The 18,669-nt window shown below is 42.4% G+C and carries 17 protein-coding genes; 12 read left to right on the plus strand and 5 right to left on the minus strand.

Annotated features, from left to right (window positions below; all coding sequences use genetic code 11):
* Positions 1 to 71: 71 nt before the first annotated feature.
* Positions 72 to 2,195 (plus strand): DHH family phosphoesterase, encoded by a 2,124-nt coding sequence (locus tag BM008_RS07325; RefSeq protein WP_091935459.1) that lies wholly within the window; start codon positions 72 to 74, stop codon positions 2,193 to 2,195.
* 57 nt (positions 2,196 to 2,252) lie between these two features.
* On the opposite strand, the gene BM008_RS07330 is transcribed toward BM008_RS07325, so the two are convergent.
* Both BM008_RS07330 and BM008_RS07335 read right to left on the minus strand, forming a co-directional pair.
* Positions 2,253 to 2,861 (minus strand): orotate phosphoribosyltransferase-like protein, encoded by a 609-nt coding sequence (locus tag BM008_RS07330; RefSeq protein WP_091935462.1) that lies wholly within the window; start codon positions 2,859 to 2,861, stop codon positions 2,253 to 2,255.
* Positions 2,862 to 2,916: 55 nt separating this feature from the next.
* Positions 2,917 to 3,396: an NOB1 family endonuclease gene (locus tag BM008_RS07335; RefSeq protein WP_091935465.1), complete on the minus strand. Its 480-nt coding sequence runs from the start codon at positions 3,394 to 3,396 to the stop codon at positions 2,917 to 2,919.
* A 163-nt stretch (positions 3,397 to 3,559) separates the two neighbouring features.
* On the opposite strand from BM008_RS07335, the gene BM008_RS07340 reads away from it, so the two are divergent.
* The 3 genes from BM008_RS07340 (at position 3,560) to BM008_RS07350 (ending at position 6,002) form a co-directional block, all read left to right on the plus strand.
* Positions 3,560 to 4,267, plus strand: a complete 708-nt coding sequence (locus BM008_RS07340) for an RAD55 family ATPase (RefSeq protein ID WP_091935468.1) — start codon at positions 3,560 to 3,562, stop codon at positions 4,265 to 4,267.
* Between the two features lie 200 nt (positions 4,268 to 4,467).
* Positions 4,468 to 5,175, plus strand: coding sequence for an RAD55 family ATPase (locus tag BM008_RS07345; protein WP_177188004.1), 708 nt, complete (start codon positions 4,468 to 4,470; stop codon positions 5,173 to 5,175).
* Between the two features lie 47 nt (positions 5,176 to 5,222).
* Positions 5,223 to 6,002, plus strand: a complete 780-nt coding sequence (locus tag BM008_RS07350) for an NAD+ synthase (RefSeq protein ID WP_091935473.1) — start codon at positions 5,223 to 5,225, stop codon at positions 6,000 to 6,002.
* A gap of 33 nt (positions 6,003 to 6,035) precedes the next feature.
* Here the strand turns inward: BM008_RS07350 and BM008_RS07355 are convergent, their stop codons facing one another.
* On the minus strand, positions 6,036 to 7,340 hold the full coding sequence (locus tag BM008_RS07355) for a tRNA(Ile)(2)-agmatinylcytidine synthase (RefSeq protein ID WP_245747958.1): 1,305 nt from the start codon (positions 7,338 to 7,340) through the stop codon (positions 6,036 to 6,038).
* A 60-nt stretch (positions 7,341 to 7,400) separates the two neighbouring features.
* Positions 7,401 to 9,251, minus strand: coding sequence for an ATP-binding protein (locus tag BM008_RS07360; RefSeq protein ID WP_177188005.1), 1,851 nt, complete (start codon positions 9,249 to 9,251; stop codon positions 7,401 to 7,403).
* Between the two features lie 198 nt (positions 9,252 to 9,449).
* On the opposite strand from BM008_RS07360, the gene BM008_RS07365 reads away from it, so the two are divergent.
* From BM008_RS07365 to BM008_RS07390, 6 genes are all read left to right on the plus strand, one after another.
* Positions 9,450 to 10,418: a transcriptional regulator gene (locus BM008_RS07365; RefSeq protein WP_091935481.1), complete on the plus strand. Its 969-nt coding sequence runs from the start codon at positions 9,450 to 9,452 to the stop codon at positions 10,416 to 10,418.
* Positions 10,419 to 10,536: 118 nt separating this feature from the next.
* Positions 10,537 to 11,145, plus strand: coding sequence for a phosphoribosylglycinamide formyltransferase (gene purN, locus BM008_RS07370; protein ID WP_091935484.1), 609 nt, complete (start codon positions 10,537 to 10,539; stop codon positions 11,143 to 11,145).
* An 83-nt stretch (positions 11,146 to 11,228) separates the two neighbouring features.
* On the plus strand, positions 11,229 to 12,464 hold the full coding sequence (gene glyA / locus BM008_RS07375; RefSeq protein WP_091935487.1) for a serine hydroxymethyltransferase: 1,236 nt from the start codon (positions 11,229 to 11,231) through the stop codon (positions 12,462 to 12,464).
* A gap of 48 nt (positions 12,465 to 12,512) precedes the next feature.
* Positions 12,513 to 13,373 carry a bifunctional methylenetetrahydrofolate dehydrogenase/methenyltetrahydrofolate cyclohydrolase FolD gene (gene folD, locus BM008_RS07380; RefSeq protein WP_091935489.1) on the plus strand — a complete coding sequence of 287 codons (861 nt, stop codon included), beginning with the start codon at positions 12,513 to 12,515 and terminating at the stop codon, positions 13,371 to 13,373.
* 98 nt (positions 13,374 to 13,471) lie between these two features.
* The gene (folP, locus tag BM008_RS07385) at positions 13,472 to 14,707 is read left to right on the plus strand and encodes a dihydropteroate synthase (RefSeq protein ID WP_091935492.1); all 1,236 of its coding nucleotides are present in this window, start codon (positions 13,472 to 13,474) and stop codon (positions 14,705 to 14,707) included.
* Positions 14,704 to 15,315 carry a methylenetetrahydrofolate reductase C-terminal domain-containing protein gene (locus BM008_RS07390; protein ID WP_091935495.1) on the plus strand — a complete coding sequence of 204 codons (612 nt, stop codon included), beginning with the start codon at positions 14,704 to 14,706 and terminating at the stop codon, positions 15,313 to 15,315. The genes folP and BM008_RS07390 overlap by 4 nt, the downstream gene beginning before the upstream one ends.
* Here BM008_RS07390 and BM008_RS07395 read toward each other — a convergent pair whose 3' ends face one another.
* The gene (locus BM008_RS07395) at positions 15,316 to 16,062 is read right to left on the minus strand and encodes a winged helix-turn-helix transcriptional regulator (protein ID WP_143072307.1); all 747 of its coding nucleotides are present in this window, start codon (positions 16,060 to 16,062) and stop codon (positions 15,316 to 15,318) included. It lies immediately after the preceding gene.
* A gap of 496 nt (positions 16,063 to 16,558) precedes the next feature.
* Here BM008_RS07395 and BM008_RS07400 point away from each other — a divergent pair, with 496 nt between their 5' ends.
* Complete coding sequence (locus tag BM008_RS07400) at positions 16,559 to 16,972, plus strand: hypothetical protein (RefSeq protein WP_023845096.1); 414 nt, start codon at positions 16,559 to 16,561, stop codon at positions 16,970 to 16,972.
* Between the two features lie 86 nt (positions 16,973 to 17,058).
* Positions 17,059 to 18,666: a TolB family protein gene (locus BM008_RS07405; RefSeq protein WP_091935500.1), complete on the plus strand. Its 1,608-nt coding sequence runs from the start codon at positions 17,059 to 17,061 to the stop codon at positions 18,664 to 18,666.
* Positions 18,667 to 18,669: the final 3 nt, after the last annotated feature.

The following is an 18,669-nucleotide window of genomic DNA, read 5'->3' on the forward strand; positions in this document are numbered from 1 at the left end:
GGCTAGTCTTTATTACTCCCAGTTACAAGCAAACACATAAATCCAACGTATACTATTTAAGAGTAGATACAATGAGCGAGAAATGTATAGAATGCAACGGGAAAGGATATAGTGTCACTGGCACTTCCAAATGCCCCGAATGCAAAGGGACTGGGAAATCAAAGTCCGTAGATTTTATGAAACTTTCAGAGAAGGACATGGCTAACTTTTTGAAAAATGGTTCTTCATGCACCAACTGCGGAGGAAGCGGGGAAATAGAGAACAAAGAGACCTGTACCAATTGCAACGGGAAAGGAGCTTTTTACAAATGCAAGATCTGTGGAACAGACATGGAAAAACTCTATAACGGCAACGAAGTCTGTCAGGAATGTGCAAAGAAGCAGATAGTTTACAAGCTTGACAATTCATGCACAATTGATGAACTTGAGGTCGGAAAGATGTATCATTCCGTAGTCAGGAACATTGCAGATTTCGGTGTTTTCGTTGACCTTAATTCAAACCTAAGAGGGCTTGTACATTCAAGCAATATGAATGGCCCTCTCGAAGTAGGTGAAGATGTTATAGTAATGCTCAAGGAGATCAAACCAAGAGGGAAGATGGATCTGGCACCACGTAAACTAAAGGAATACCAGACCATAGAACTTGAGAAGCAATTGCCTGTCAAACTAGCGAACGAACTCCCTCAGATGGTAGGAAAGAAAGTAAAGGTCGAAGGAGAGATCATACAGGTCAAACAGACAGCCGGTCCTACTATATTTACCATAGCAGACGAAACAGGACAGATATCCGGTGCGGCCTTTGCAAGCGCTGGTGAAAGATCGTATCCTGAAATAGACTCTGACATGATGGTCTCAGCCACAGGAGAGATAACAGCCCGTGGAGACAGTGTCCAGCTTGAGATCCAGAGCATGAAGAGGCTCACCGGACCAAAGGAAGCCGAGATACTGGAACGTATAGAGGCTGCCATTGACAGAAGGGCAGAACCCTATGAGATCGAGTACATGGTGGAGAGCGAGGTCCTTGAAAAGCTCAGACCTATCATGAAGAAGGCTGCAAAGGAAATAAGGAAGGCGATCATTAGATCCACACCTATACTTCTGCGCCACCATGCCGATGCTGATGGAATGACAGCAGCACTGGCAATTGAGAAAGCCATCCTGCCACTGATACAGGAAGTGAACGGTCAGGACGGAGAATATCACTTTTACAGACGTGCTCCTTCCAAGGCACCTTTCTATGAGGTGACCGATGTTGTGCGTGACATCGGCTTTGCCCTAGAGGATGCAGCAAGACATGGACAGAAGATGCCACTTATCATAAGTGTGGATAACGGATCATCCAACGAGAACGTGGCTGCAATGAAGCAGGCGCAGGTATACGGCATGCAGATGATAGTCATGGACCACCACCAACCTGATGATGTGGTCGATGAATACCTATTGACCCATGTTAACCCGGCACATGTAGGAGGAGATTTCGGTATGACAGCAGGTATGCTCTGTACCGAGGTAGCACGCATGATAAATGTCAAGGTTGAGAACGAGATCAACCACCTCCCCGCAGTAGCTGCCCTTGGTGACCGCTCAGAAGCTGAAGAGGCAAGGAGATACATAGAACTTGTATCTGACAAGTATACCGAGCAACACCTGAGAGATATGGCACTTGCTCTTGACTTTGCAGCATACTGGCTTAAGTTCAGTCCTGGAAAAGGTATTATTGATGATATACTGGACTTTGGTGACCATACTATACACAAGAATCTGGTCAACGTGCTTTGCGAACAGGCAAATGAAATGATCGCTGAGCAAATAGATGTATGTATGTCTCATGTGAAAGCGCAGGACCTTCCAAATGGAGCTATCCTGAATGTGCTGGATGTTGAGAACCATGCTCACAAGTTCACATTCCCACCACCCGGAAAGACATCAGGTGAGGTCCACGACAAGTTGTGTAAGAGATACGAAGACAAACCTGTCGTAACTATAGGATATGGACCTGACTTTGCGGTCATACGCTCAAGGGGTGTTCTGATGAACATACCACAGATGGTCAGGGAACTCCACGAAGAAGTAAAAGGCGGCGGGGTCAACGGTGGAGGACACCTTGTAGTAGGCAGTATCAAGTTCGTAGAAGGCATGCGCTCAGAAGTGCTTTCGAAATTAGTAGAGAAAATAGGATCAGTAGGAGTAGAATAACTCCTACAGGTTCATTTCTGAACTCTTTTTTATTTTAGTATTACTTTTTGAACTGGTTCAATCAACACGCACTATACTTACAAGTGCCTGGACCGGAACCTCTGAAAGTGTTTCTGAACCGCTCTTATCTACAAGAACAGCGATAGCTACAGGCTTTGCACCTGAACTTCTGAGTTGAGTGACAACATCGTTCATTGTGGTACCAGTTGTAATGACATCATCAACTATGACACATCTCTTTCCCTTGATGCCTGCAAAGTTCCTGCTAAAAGCGCCCTTCAATGTACCACCCTCCTGTTCATTGTAAGCATGATACACAGATAGTTCAGTTCCAAGCTCCTCTGCTATGAGAGTTGCAAGTGGAACACCACTAAGACCGATACCAACGACAAGGTCAATATCGCTTTCTGTAGCTACTACAGTATCAAGCACCATATCACACATAGCGATCCCAATATGTCGGGTCCTGTATGCGCTCTTTCCGATGCTGCTCCAGTTAACCGATATATCTTTCGGTGCTGAGGATACATCTTCCTTCTTCGCCCTGGTCAAAAGCCATGTGACAGTTTCACTGGAAACATTAAGTTCATCTGCGATCTGCCTTGTTACAAGACCATTGGCCTGTAATTCAAGAGCTTTCTGGATCAATTTATCAATATTCTTCATATGAATCCCGCATATCCATGTTTAACCTATAATTTGTTATATACCAACAGAGATGTTATATTTTTCTTTTACGCCTTTTCCTGAGTGCTGAACCACAAACAGGACAAACATCACCGCTATCAAAATACCTTCTACAACCTGCGCATTGTTTTTGCCATACCAGAACATCTTTTATCTTCTTCTGAGCTACAGGCTTTACTTCTATGCCCATCACCCTGGCAACGTTCTGAACAGCATAATCATCTGTAAGAAGCACAGAATTATCTTTATACTCCAATGCCTTGGCAAGTATATCAACATCTGTCGCAGAAAGTTCCTCACAGTCCCTTGTCTCTTTTGCGATCTTCAGCACAGCTTCACGGAAGTCCTCACCCGGCATTTCCACACGTGCCCCACTCTCGCGAGCGAGCTCAAAACGCATGGATGCCTCATTGCTTTTGAGTTCATTGACCACCGAAGGAATGGTTATCATCCTGTGAGGTTCTAGCCCTGCCCCCATAATAAAAACAGCAGAGTCTGCAATGTAGTATTCCATAATAATAGCAGATACTTCCTGAATATAGATTAGATCTTTGACATATCCAGGAACAAAATGGAGAAAAATAATATTAACAAATTGACAGGACGTTCAGCCCCGGAACAGTAGATATATACTTTAAGAACAGATATAATATCACGGATCGAATGGGTGATAAATATTGACAAGGATATCTACCGGAATAACAGACCTTGACAAAAAACTACAAGGAGGGTTCCCTGAAGGAGAATGTATTCTCATCACAGGAGAACCAGGAACAGGCAAGACAATAATTGGCATACAGTTCCTTTACAATGCATGTAAAGAAGGAAAAAGATGTGCCCTGATAGCTACTGAAGAAACACCCGAGAAAATTATCATTCACGGGAAAGCACTTGGGTTCGACCTTGAACCTTTCGTGAATACTAATCAACTCTCTATGGTACGTTTTCTGGAGATAAGGGCTTTTGACATCGGAGAGGGAACAAATCAAAAATATATAGAGATCGATGATATCAACAACCTTCTTCATATGATGCAAGAAGATATCGATGTTATAGTTCTCGATAACATGGGCACTTTTTCCATAGGTGTTGACCTGAAGGAGTTCAGGGACAAAGTAGATGCACTGGCATATCTGCTGTCAAAACAGAACAGGACATCACTTATTATGATGGATGCAACAGCACATGAGCTGACCCACAGGATCACAGAATACTCGACCTATGGTACCATCAAACTGACCACAAAAGAGAACCCATATACAGGTAAAATGGAAAGATACATGTATATGCCCAAGATGAGAGGGACAAAGGTCACTCTTGAACTTATTAATTATGACATTACTGAAGAAGGGATCAAGCTCCTATCATCAAAAAGCAATAAGTGATAGCAACTATCAATATTTGCATGTCTAAAAAGGATGAATGCTATTGATGGTCCCGATATAATTGAATGCACAGCCCACATACTGAAGAATTTATGTCCGACAGGCATCTTTTTCTTCATATTTTTTACAACAGTGGACCAATAACACACTCCAAATAATTATATCACATTATAGATATACGTTTAAATGGGAGGGATATCTTGATCAGACTATCCAGTGGAATACCTGATGTCGATAAAAAGATACAGGGAGGTTTTCCAGAAGGTGAAGCGATTCTTATCACAGGAGAACCAGGTACAGGAAAAACGATATTTGCTATCCATTTTCTTTACAACGCATGTAAAGAGGGACATAAATGTGCAATGATAGCAACAGAGGAAACACCTGAAAAGATAATCGATCATGGGAGATCGATCGGTCTTGATATGGAACCATTTGTAGAGAGCAAACAGCTTACAATGCTGAGATTGCTTGAAAAAAGGGTCAGCAATGTAGAGGACAAATACGGGAATGTCTCGATGAACGTATCGGACCTGAACAACTTCAAATACATCATTCCGGAAGATGTCGAGGTCATTGTCCTTGATAACCTCGGAGCCTTTGCAATTGGCATGGAACTTAAATTGTTCAAGGATAAACTTGAGACCCTTGTTTACACCTTCTCTGAGGAAAAAAAGACATCACTTATTATAATGGATGCAACGGCACATGAGCTAACTCATAGAATAGCTGAGTATTCCACTTACGGGACCATCCGTTTGATGACAAAGGAGAATCCATATACAGGTAAGATGGAAAGATTCATGTCCATCCCAAAAATGAGAGAAACGGAGATATCCCTTGAACTTATCAATTACACCATAACAGGAGAAGGGATCAAACTTCTCCAGCCAAAGACAAACAGATAAGTATAATTGAGAACAGTCCCAATTATAGCTCTGGCAGGCCTGATAATATGGACATTGAAAAAGCTAAAGATATCATAGTTGAGTTCATCAAGGAAAAGACTAGAGAAGCTGGAGTAAAAGGTGCCGTTGTAGGCATCAGTGGAGGAATTGACTCTGCTCTTACAGCCTACCTTACAGTTGAAGCACTCGGCAAGGAGAATGTCCTTGGGATACATATGCCGGAACTTAACCTAACACCTGCGGAAGACGTCCTGGATGCAACCGAAGTAGCAGAAAGACTTGGGATAGAGTTCAAGACCATTGATATCTCAGAGATACTTTCCGGATTTATGAACACCATACCTGAGAGCTCTGAAACAAATTCACATGCCAATGGCAACCTCAAGGCCAGGATACGCATGTGCACTCTTTACTATTATGCTAACATGATGTCAAGAATGGTCATGGGAACAGGCAACAAGACCGAGATACTTCTGGGATATTTCACAAAATACGGTGATGGTGGAGTTGACATAGAACCAATAGGCGACCTTTACAAAACAGAAGTAAGGGAAATGTCAAAACTCGTAGGGATCCCTGAGGAGATCATCACAAAAGCACCATCTGCAAGATTGTGGGCAGACCAGACCGATGAGGATGAGCTTGGCATTACATACGAACTGGTGGACAGGTTCCTCGCACTCTTACTGGAAGGAGAAACACCACAGGTCGCACAGAACACACTGGGACTCTCAAGTGAGCAGAGGGATTCTGTTGTCAAAAGGATCAATGTGAACCTTCACAAGCAGAGATCTGCAGCTATAGCTGAGCTAAGATCGCTCAGATAAAAGCTGTCGATGGTAAATTAAAACAAATAACAACTACCTGCCCGGGAAAACGGGCAGATCATCTTTTTCAAACCTTATAAGTTGCTTTGCAAGATGTCTTCTGGCACAGGGAGGCACTTCATAGAAGCCAGCCTGAATATCCCTTTTTACTTCAGACCTTTCTGTATCCATGGAACTGGTACCACATTTCCTGCATCGATAACCCTGCCCGGAACCTGCTGATTTCATTCTCTTGCCACAGGATGGACATGCCGGGTTAGAGACCTCATATTTCAGGGCAAGCTTGAGTATCTTCATCTTCTCGATATTCATTGTCCTTTCTGTAACACTACCATAGACAACGATCCTGTCACCGGGTATCAGCTTTCTGACAAGTTCCCTGAAGTTCTTCGTAGGCTCGAAAGCTGCACAATCAATTGTTTCACCCTGATTATCCACCAATGAGAATATCGTATGTCCGCCCCTGATGGTCTCCGGATCTGATACAACCTCACCTTCCAGTATATATGAATGCATCTCATCGATACCTTCTACACCTGAAACAGGGATCAGATGCATATCAGTACCCTGATTAGTACGATACGTGCAGATACGTTCTACAGGTTCGGATATCACAAAGGAAGCAGCCTTTTCCACAGAAGAGGAATCTTTGCCCCTTATACCGAAAAGTACGGGATCACCCGAATGAGGTACACATACTGCCATTTTGTTGACAAGGTCCACAGTATCCCATGTATCAGGATATGTCTGCCTGTCCGCTTCAAAGAGAGATGTCTCATCCACAGTTCGAAGATTTCCCCATACATCTTTTTCTCTGTAGGCCAGATATTCATAAGTGTGATCCCACTCAAGATCGAGCATCGCACCACATGCTGAAAGAGCGCCGATCAGCCCACGGCCGTTCTTAAAGAACTTAAAACGAAGTTCAAGTTCAGAAGCCAGTTCCTTTGCTTCATCTATTGTGATAACTTCCTTTACTGCCCGCCTGAAGAAAGTACTGAGCTCATGTTTTACAGCTTCGAACTTATCATCTGTAATGAAAACAATACCAGGATTGGTGTTCTCATTGTTCATGCAGGCCATGGAAGCAACCTTAGCGGTTACATGTTCAACTATCCTTTCCGGATCATTACATTCTACAAGCAATGCCACAGATGCATTCCCACGGGTCTTGTAGGGAATAGTGGGATTGAGCCGGACAAGTATGGGTTCTGCTACGATATCAGCAAAAGATGAGAGCTCATCCCTTAAAAGAGCACAAAGGTAAGTTGTACACATACCCTCTCTGGAATCAGTATCATCCATGCCTATGATCATTCTTATGTTCTTATCGCTCATGGGACAATTAGCAGATATGACCGATCATTGTTAAATGATTCTCTGGAACATAAAGGACCTCTAATCCTTTTCGATCAGAGGGAGAAATACATGTATCTCTGTTCCCTTGCCTTCTTCACTTTCAGCCCGGATAGAACCACCATGTGCTTCAACGATGCTTTTGCAGAGATATAATCCAAGTCCATTACCACCATAACGCCTTGTGAGAGAACCATCTGCCTGATAGAACCTTTTGAATATATGAGGCATTTCCTCTTTAGGGATCCCAATTCCCGTATCCTTCACAATAACATGAAGATCATTACCTTCAGTGGATACCTTTACAGTTATAGAACCATCATGAAAAGTGAATTTGAAAGCATTCTCAAGTATGTGTGAGAATACCTGTTCGAGATAGGTGGAATTGCCACTTATAAATGGAACGGAAGAAGGATATTCCTTGTACAGGGCCGGAGAGTTATCATTTTTCAATGATGAAATGTCAGTGGTAACTTTGTCAAGAAGAACGATGATATCTATGGAATCAAGATGATACTGGATATTACCGGAGTGGATATTCTGCATGTATAGCAGGGAATCGATGAGTTTCTGTAACCTGTTGGTATTCTGCAAGATCATCCCCACACCTTTCATCTGTTCCCCATCAAGAGCACCCAGATGACCCTCTAAAAGTAATTCACTGTATCCTTTTATCGGGATAAGGGGAGTTTTTAGTTCATGTGTTATGTTCGCCATGAACTCGTCCTTCATCCTGTCAAGTGATTCAAGCTCTTTGTTGTTCCTTGCAAGTTGATCCAAATATGCTTTGATCTTATCCTCACTCTGCTTCCTCTGTATGAGTTTCCATGTACCCTCCATTAGAAGCGTCATCTGCCTTATGTCGGAACTATTATAATCCCCGTCCTTGTTGCCCACGCCTGCTATCATGACCACTTTGCCATCATCGAATACCGGAATTCCCAGATGATCTCGGATATTCACACTGATGCCAGGAATGGAACCCGCATCTGCGTTATTTTCCTTATTGCTGTTTGTTAATACGGGCATACGTTGCAGGATAGGAGCGCACCAAAGACCAGTTTCCTTAAAGTGGTAGACATTACTCTCATTCTCAATGTCACAGAGGTCCATGGAGCTCTTTGACCAGGCATACATGTTAACAGTGGAATCGTCCTCATTCACAAATCCAATATATCCGATCTGGCTTTCTGTTAGTTCTACTGCTTTTTCAAGGGAAAAGCTCAGGATATCGCGGGTCTTTGAACCTGTAAGCTGGTTAAGTTCCACCAGGGCTTCCAGTCTGAGCTCATCAAGGAAAAGAGCTTTTTCTGCAGCTTTTATCTGAGTAAGGTCCTTGAAAAGAAGGATCATTCGGTCATCGGTGAGTTTTGTGGTGTTCACCTCAACATCCTTTATAGAACCATTCTTGCATGGCATTTTCAATTCATTTGTATAGACAACATCCGGTCCATTGTCTAAACTGGAAAAGGCATGTTCCCACAGTTCTTTCATTGAAGAGAGGTCATCCATGGTATAGCCAAATGTTTCCGTGAACTTACGGTTCAAATATACCGGACTGTTGTCCACATCAAGCAGAACAAGGGATATAGGAGAGTGTTCTACCACCTTTCCGAAGAAGATCTCACTTTCCTCAAGTTCCTCCATGAAACTATTCAAAGGACTGATATTCCCATCAGTTATCGAAATCCCCTTGAATGCATCATAGGTCTGATGTTCGGTATTCACCTGCTGAGCTGAGATACTGGCATAACTGGACATAGGGAGTAGCTTTGAAGAAAACAGAGAATGTTTTCTCTCAGGGTCCATCCTGCCATTAATGGAGATAGACTCCAACAGGGAAGCTAAAAATCCCTTTTTCCGTACATCCTTATCCTGAACCTTTTTACCCATGCTACCAACAAACATTCATTCCGAACTATGTTTAGAAAAACAAGCGGTTTTGTATATACACTAAGATTTCAACACATCAAATAAATAATTTTCTAGACTAATGGTTGACAGAACACTGGAAATAAAGCACACCTAACAAAAAAGCTACATATATAAAAGATATATTTATATAGATGTGCAAACAATGCCTATTTACTCATGACGAAAGAGATCCTTATACATCAGATAATTGATGTATTACAGCAAGCAGGCTTCATTGTATCAAAGAGATGTAATATTCGACCAAGGAGCTTTGATCTTGCAGCAAGGAAAGGTGAAACCCTCCTTTTTTGCAAAGTCCTGTTCAATATAGACGGGCTTAACGAGGAAACCGCAAGAGAAATGAAAAGCCTTGCAAGGTATCTTGGTGGCACTGCGATCCTTATAGGTGCAAAGACACGTGACCAGATGCTTGAGGATAGCGTCGTCTATATGCGATATGATATCCCGGCAGTTAATGTCGAGACCCTCTATGACTATTTCGTAGAGGAGGTTCCACCTCTTGTTTCAGCGGCCCCTGGTGGGCTTTATGTCTCCATTGACGGAGATGTGCTCAAGGAAGCACGCAAGAGAACCGCCATGTCATTAGGAGCACTGGCAACAGAACTTGGAGTATCAAGAAGGACCATCAGTAAATATGAGGAAGGTGGGATGGATGCATCCATAGACGTGGTCCTCCAGCTAGAGGAACTGCTGGACGTGGCTCTGGCAAAGTCCATAGACATACTTCGCTGTTTTGAGAAAAAGGCCAAGGTAGAGATACAAAAGGAGACGCCAATAGAGGCACAACCTGATGACGGTATACTTGGCATGCTCTATGCACTTGGATATCAGGTGATGTCCACAAGTCAGGCACCTTTCAAAGCTATATCCAAGGATACATCCGATACACTCCTCACAGGGGTCAGTACATATAGTAGTGCAATGATCAAGCGTGCAGATCTCATGAGCAGTATATCATGTGTCACAAGGACAAAATCTGTCTTTATCATAAACGGTCAGATCAAATCAGAGACCGTGGAGAACACGGTCCTTATCGAAAAGTCCGAACTTGACAAGCTGGCTGGTACCGAAGAGCTGGCAGAGCTTATCGATGAGAGGACAAAGAAACACAATATAGAGATATGATCACAACAGTGCCCAATATCAATTCTCCCTTTTTTCAGAGTCAGGCGTCCTTTTATGCTGTTGAAAGACATGGCAGATCCAAAACGCTAATATATAGAGATCCCTTTTAGAACTAGCAATGACCACCAACATCGCAGTACTTGTTTCAGGAAGAGGATCAAATCTTCAGTCTATAATTGACAATATAGAGAACGGATACATAGAGAATGCAAATATATCCGTTGTAATAAGCGATGTTGAGGATGCCTATGCGCTTGAACGTGCAAGGGATCACGGCATTACCGATGTATTCATCGACCCTTCCGACTATTCCAATAAACAGGAATTCGAGAAAGAGATCCTTGAGGTACTTAAAGACAACAGTACAGACCTTGTACTCCTTGCAGGCTACATGCGTCTTGTAGGAAAGGACCTTATCTCAGCATACCGCAACAGGATAATAAATATCCATCCTGCACTGCTCCCTTCTTTTAAAGGCCTTCATGCACAACAGCAGGCTTTTGATTATGGTGTTAAGGTCAGCGGATGTACCGTTCACTTCGTTGATGAAGGAATGGATACAGGACCTATAATTATCCAGAAATGCGTACCTGTACTTGACAATGATACCGCTGATGACCTTTCAGCACGTATACTGGAACAGGAGCATAAGATATACCCTGAAGCGGTCAAGCTGTTCGTTGAGGGTAAACTTAAAGTGGATGGTCGAATTGTAGTACACACATAAATTAACTTACATTAACCAGTATAACCTCCTGGATATCCAGGAATCCAAAAACATATCGATATCGAATCTAACGGTTGATAACAATGTCTTACATCTCAGAAATTGACCCGGATATTGCAGAGGCCCTCAGGCTGGAAGCAAACCGCCAGGATTACAAGTTGAACCTGATCGCATCAGAGAACTATGCAAGCCGTGCCGTAATGGAAGCACAGGGCTCTGTCATGACAAACAAATACGCTGAAGGATATTCAGGAAAGCGCTACTATGGTGGCTGCGAATTCGTGGATATCGCAGAGGACCTTGCCATTGAGAGAGCAAAGGAGATCTTCGGTGCAGAACATGTGAACGTCCAGCCACACTCAGGTTCCGGATCAAACATGGCATGTTATTTCTCAGTTCTCAAGCCAGGGGACACCATTATGTCAATGGACCTCTCACACGGAGGACACCTTTCACACGGAAGCCCTGTTAACTTTGCAGGACAGCTCTATAATATAGTACCATATGGTGTCGACAAAGAGACAGAAGCTCTTGACTACGATACACTTATGAAAATGGCAAAGGAGAACAAGCCACAGATGATCGTCTGCGGTGCTTCAGCATACTCAAAGACACTCGATTTCAAGGCATTCAAGGACATCGCTGATGAAGTAGGAGCATACCTTCTTGCAGATATCGCACACATTGCAGGTCTTGTAGCTGCAGGTGCACATCCAAGTCCTGTGCCATACGCTGATTTTGTCACAACCACAACCCACAAGACCCTCAGAGGTCCAAGGGGTGGAATGGTAATGTGCAAGGAAGAGTACGCAAAGGAACTGAACAAGGCAGTGTTCCCTGGAATACAGGGCGGACCTCTCATGCACATAATAGCAGCAAAGGCTGTTGCATTCAAGGAAGCATTGAGCGAGGAGTTCAAGGCAGACCAGTTCCAGACCGTAAAGAACGCAGCTGCTCTTGCAAGCGAACTTGAGAACAATGGCTTTGATATCGTATCCGGTGGAACCGACAACCACGTAATGCTCCTGAACCTTAACAAGTTCGACATCACAGGAAAGGAAGCTGAAGCTGGAATGAGCAAGTCAGGTATTGTCCTTAACAAGAACACCATCCCATTCGAAACAAGAAGTCCGTTCATCACAAGCGGAATAAGGATCGGTACTCCTGCTGCAACTACCAGAGGAATGAAGGAAGCCCAGATGAAAGAGATCGCTGGATACATTGCAGAGGTAGTCAACAACCTCAACGATGATACAGTGCTCCATGGCATCAACTCCGATGTAGAACAGCTTTGCAGCGGATTCCCGATATACAAATAAATAACCGGAACTATCCTGTATAGTGAAGTAGCACAGGGTGTTTGAACAATGGCAGAAGAGAACTACGATTCCAGGAAGATAGACGGCAGGAGCCTGTCAAAGAAAGTGGAAGAGCAGGTTAAGCAGGAGATCGATGAGCTTAAGGCAGAGAAAGGAATAACTCCCGGACTTGCAACCATACTTGTCGGTGAGGACCCTGCATCAAAGATGTATGTACGCCTCAAGCATAAGGCATGCGAAAGGGTCGGCATACATGCAGAGGACCACAATATGCCTGAGACCACCACACAGGAAGAGCTCATGCAGCGTATCCGGGAATTGAATGCGAGAGAGGACATACATGGTATCCTCCTCCAGTTACCTCTTCCGGGACACCTTGATGATAAGTCCGCAATGCTTGCCATCGACCCTGCAAAAGATGCTGATGGATTCCACCCGTACAACATGGGTAAGCTCCTGATCGGTGAGGAAGGTCTTGTACCATGTACCCCAAAAGGTGTTATCAGAGCACTTGAAGAGTACGAGGTAAGTGTTCAGGGCAAGCACGCAGTTATTGTTGGACACAGCAATGTTGTTGGAAAACCCATGGCTGCAATGCTCATAAACAGGAATGCGACTGTTTCCGTATGTCACGTTTTCACCGATGACCTGACAAAATTCACCCTTGAAGCTGACATCATTGTTGTCGGAACAGGTGTCAAACACCTTATCAAAGCAGATATGGTGAAGGAAGGTGCGGTTATCTTTGACGTTGGTATCTCCGAAGAAGACGGCAAGATATACGGTGATGTTGATTACGATAATGTTGTGAAGAAGGCTTCACTCATAACCCCCGTTCCCGGAGGCGTAGGTCCGATGACCATTGCCATCCTTATGGAACACGTGCTTATGGCAGCTAAGAATAGCTGATAAGCACATTTATATTTTATTAACCAAATACTATTTTGTTTGACGTTCCTGTTCATTTGAACGTATCTAACCCTGAATTAATACTACCAGGTTGAATAATGGTTGTTGATGTTGATATATGCGGTTTGAAGGTTGGCGACGAGCACCCCGTAAGATTAATGGGTGTTATCAACCTGAGCAAAGAATCCTTTTACAAAGGTTCTGTTGTTAGTAACGATTCTCTTCTCAATGTAGCACAAAAGATGGTGGATGATGGTGCGACCATACTTGACATAGGAGCACGTTCCACATGGCCCCTTGCAAGTCCGGTCATTGGTGAGGAAGAAGAACGAAACCGCATGATCCCTGCACTTGACATACTGAAGGACAATGTGGATGCACTCATCTCTGTGGATACTGTTTATTCCAGTGTTGCAAAAGAATCCCTGAAGCATGGTGCAGATATCATAAACGACGTATCGGGTTTTACAACCAACCCTGAGATGATCGATATCGTGGCTGACTATGATTGTCCTGCAGTTGTAATGGCATCGGAAGAAGTTCCAGGTGACCCCTTAGGCATGGACGCCATCATGCGATCACTTGCAGACATAATCAGCAAGGCCGATGCTAAGGGAATAGACACTGACAAACTCATCCTCGATCCGGCGATCGGTAAATGGATAGCTGAAAAGGACCCTATCTTTGATTTTGAGACCATCGACCAGTTCGAGAGCCTCAGAGTTTTCGAGAAACCTATACTTGCTGCCGTATCAAGAAAATCATGTATCGATGCAGTCCTGCATAAACCTGCAAGTGAAAGGCTTTATGGAAGCCTTGCTGCAACCGCTATTGTGGTTCACAAGGGTGCACACATGATAAGGACCCATGATATCCCTGAGACAAAGGATGTCGTTGAAGTGGCAGCTGCCATGAGAAGAAGACAACCATTTGTAAAGGATGGAGATTTTGAAGTTACTGTAACTGACATAGTTCACCCTGATGATGCAGAGTATCTTATGAAGAGCATGGGCGTGACCGGCACAGGTGCAAAGGTCATGAAGAACAAGACCGTTAGCAAAGTAGTGCGTGTGAACAATATCACAACTACTGAGGCTCTGATAATCAAGCAGGAGATACTGGCTAGGGGTGGAGATGCAGCCCTTGAACGTGATGCAGTATCCCACGAAACAGAGAAGACCGATGTGCTCATTATAGGTACTGTACTACAATTTGAGAAACTGGTATACAAGCTCTCATTCCAGGCCCGCAACCTTCCTCTTATCGCAGAGATGATAGCAGAAGCCCTTGAGAATGACATGGATGTGGAGCATGGCTACCTGAGGGAACTATGATAATCTCATCTGCAAAGCCCTTTGAAGAGATACTTGAACTATTGAAAGATGAAGATGATATCTTCGTTGTAGGATGTAATGCATGTGCTGCAAAACAGCACCTTGGTGGCGAGCCCGAAGTAATAGAGATGTGCGAACGTCTTGAAGAGGCAGGGAAACATGTCGTTGGCTGGGTTATCCCAAGTGCTGCATGTAGTGTGGTATCCTTTGATTCACTTATTGAAAAGAACCCTGCTATCAAGGATGCAAAGACCGTTCTTGTAATGGCATGTGGCAGTGGTGTATCTATTGTGTCCAGTGTGGCCGACCTGCCTGTATACCCATCTAACAACACCGAGTCCCTGGGAGGAAGATCACAGGGAGAGGTTGTCCCTGAGCTCTGTGCCATGTGCGGGGATTGTACGGTCTACTATTTTGGCGGGATCTGCCCGAAAGGACAATGTCCGAAACAACTTCTGAACGGTCCATGTGGAGGAGCTATTGATGGGAAGTGTGAGGTTGACCCTGAAAAGGACTGCGTCTGGGAGCTTATCTACTGTAAACTTGAAAGGACCGGCAGACTTGACCTGCTGGAAAAGGTGTGGACAGTGGAAGAACTAACTGAATGATCATTCAGAGAATACTGCAATATTGCTATCATATCCTGTTCTTGAATTTGTTTCCGGATAGTATCTCTTGAACTTTCCGTGTCGTTCTGTGCGAATGACGTTCTCTTCGTCCAGCCTGTTAACATGCCAGTGAATGGTACTTTTGTCAACACCAAGCTTTGAAGACAGGTCCTTACCTGTAACTCCCGGTTCCTCAAAGATGGTCTCAAGAACGTTCTTACGTGTGTCGTTCTTCATATTGATATCAAGGAATATGTTCCTGTGATCCTTTGACAGGTCATATCTGAAATATCTGGTGTATCTTCCATTCCTCAAAGGAGATACCATGTTAGCTAATTCCAGTTTTCCCACATGGTACCTGAATGTACCTCTTTTCATATTCAGAGCCTCAAGAACATCGCCCTCCGAACATCCCGGGTTTTCAGAAACATAAGAGAGGATCTTCTGCCTGTTATCATCCCCTCCTTTGCTGAGATGTATCTTTCCCAGCAGAAGAGGGAGGAACTTTACAAGGCTCAAGGACCAGAAAGAAAAGAGAGCTCCTAATGTTAGCATTTTGAAGTACAAAGGCAGTTCCCAGAATGTAAGATTGGAATCACACCCATCACTATTGATAAGCTCTTCAGGAATATCCAGGTCTTCTGAATAGGGAACTATCACATACTCAGCACTAGCCGTAAAGCATAAGCATAAAAGTATAAGCAAGGTGCATACTGCTTTCAGTATATTGTTTGTACTTCGTGCCAAGTATTCGTGACCCCCCTGAACACCGGATAGATATCAATTGATATTTCATCCAGACATGTATAAACGTACTACATTTAGACTAGTCTATAGATTGATGATTCTAAATATTGTATTTATGAGTTATGGCCAATGTTCCAACTGAAAGATCGTGGCTACGCCCTAAAATATTAATATAAAACACTAAAATATCACAAATGTCTACAACCGGCATCATACGACACTATTAATTAATAAGATGAAAGTACCAGTATTATTTTTATAACAATTATTATGATAATATAAGTACACAGTTAAATCAAAGGCCATAATACTTAAATAGTTATCAAAATAATTTTATGATGACGCATTGAAATAATGTGGAGTGGGGTCCAAACTAAACTTGCAGAGTCGGCTTGAACCCCGAAACGCCCTAAGGCAAGGTTATAGTTGGCTTTGATAGTGTTTAAGGTTTGCGTGATCTTGCCTCAGGAGTAATTCGAAATGAGGTAAGAACAAAATGAAAACTAGCATAATTGCAAAGATAGGAATTTCGATGTTAGTAATGTTGATAGCCGTTGGAACAGCATCTGCATCAGGAGGGGGATCGTATGCGACCGCAGAAGAAATAGAGGTTGCAGACGGAGATTTTGAAATGATTCGAGGTACTTACAGTGCAGATGACTGGTATGTTTTTGAGGAAGTTGGCAATGGTGATACAATTTATGTTGACATACAAGAATCATTTACAGATGCAGGTGGTTTCTTGGACTTGCATGACGACGGTCAGGGAGATATAGAGATACATCTGCCTAATTCTAATGATGACCAAGAAACAAGTGTTACATCAGACCCACTGCCTCGTATTTATGTTGAAGCAGGAACACAGTTTTCTTATAAATACTTGGTTGCAAGGAATAGTCCGCTATTCTAAGAATAAAATTTGGATGGAAGGATTAAAATGCAGAATCTTTCCTACTTTTTTTATAATGGTGAATTGACTTTTAGATAGAGGATCGAATGAATAAGCTCGTAATTTCAACATTGATATTAATTACATTATGTAGCATGTCCCAATCTACTGCTGCAAATGAGGAATTGGAAATAAACATCACTGCCATTGCTGATTTAAATCAAACAATCGGAAAAGATGTTATGAGTTTAGTAGATTCTAATGGTCTTATTATTGACAATGCCCCATTGTTTACCACATTATGGAGTCTTGATGAAAAGCATATGTTGATTTACGTATATATGAGTGCACATCAAAAAAGCAAGGGAGCCTTTAGGGGTAGCGGTATTTATGCGCTCTACATAACAAACGTCAATTGTTCTGAAATTACACGAGTTAATTGGAAAGAATACACGTCTGCTGATGGGAGCACAATATCATCTCCTGAATGGAGTTTCTCTGGTGATTATTTTTCATATTTGGAAATAACAAATACAGCAAAAGTGAGTTCAACACAAAGTTCTTCTACACTTTATGTTATGTCAGAAAATCTAGACATTATTCGAAAAATAAACTGTGATCCAGAGAAAATTAAAAAATGGAAAAACAAATGGTCTCCTAAAGAAGATAAAATAAGTTTTATTGAACAGAGTACTAATCTAAGTATTTATGATGTTAATGATAATTGTAGCCTTCGTTTTGATTTACATGATGATTACACATACTTAGACGACGGAGCATGGTCCCCTGATGGAAGCAAGATTAGCTTTACAAAAGATCAAAACGAAATTATTATATTAGACATTGAAAAAAAAGGACTTAATACAATTTATTCGACCAGTACTGCTGGCATGGTAAATGGTAAACAATGGAGTCCTGATAGTAAAAAATTATTTTTTTATGCCATAACAGGGTCCGAAAAAGAAGGTACGCTCCTGTATGACATATACGTGATGGAAGAATATACTAAGAGTCCATTAAAAGTTATATCTTATAAATCCCCTTCATCAGCAATATTTCAATGGTATCCAGATAGTGAAAATTTGTTATTAATGCATCATAATCCGGACTCGAATTCATATAAATTAGATTCGTTATCAGATAGTGGAAGCACAAAAGAACTATTTACATGCAATCAGCATCTTTATGCAAGTATTGGACCCAATGATTATATTCTGGCCACCAATTCGAATCCAACTCTTAATCGAATTGAAAACCACTTCCATGCATACGACTTATTTTTGTTTAATGATTTAAAAGAATTTTGTTTTGAAAATATCACATATTACACATGGAAAGATGACAATTTACTATTTGTTTCAGAAGGTAAAATGAAGATTTTTGAACCGGATAGTGAACAGATATTGGAAACACCTATAGTGACAAAAGAATTTGAGACCATTCGCTTATCTCCAAGCGGGGATTTCATTTTTTTGGGCAGTACAATTATGGGATTTCAAAAACAAGAAGATCATACAGATTACAATATGAATATTAGCTCGACCCCAGAAGTTATAATAAAAAATCCAGAAAATGAACCAGACCCAACAAAAACAACTGCTGAAAAAAAAAGCACAGGCTTCAGTCGCAATACTTGTTTTTTAATTATAGGCATTGCAATCATATTTTCATGGATTATAATCAAGCTTACTTTTAATAAATATATAAAAAGATAGGGA

This window comes from Methanolobus profundi, assembly GCF_900114835.1.
GTDB lineage: Archaea > Halobacteriota > Methanosarcinia > Methanosarcinales > Methanosarcinaceae > Methanolobus > Methanolobus profundi.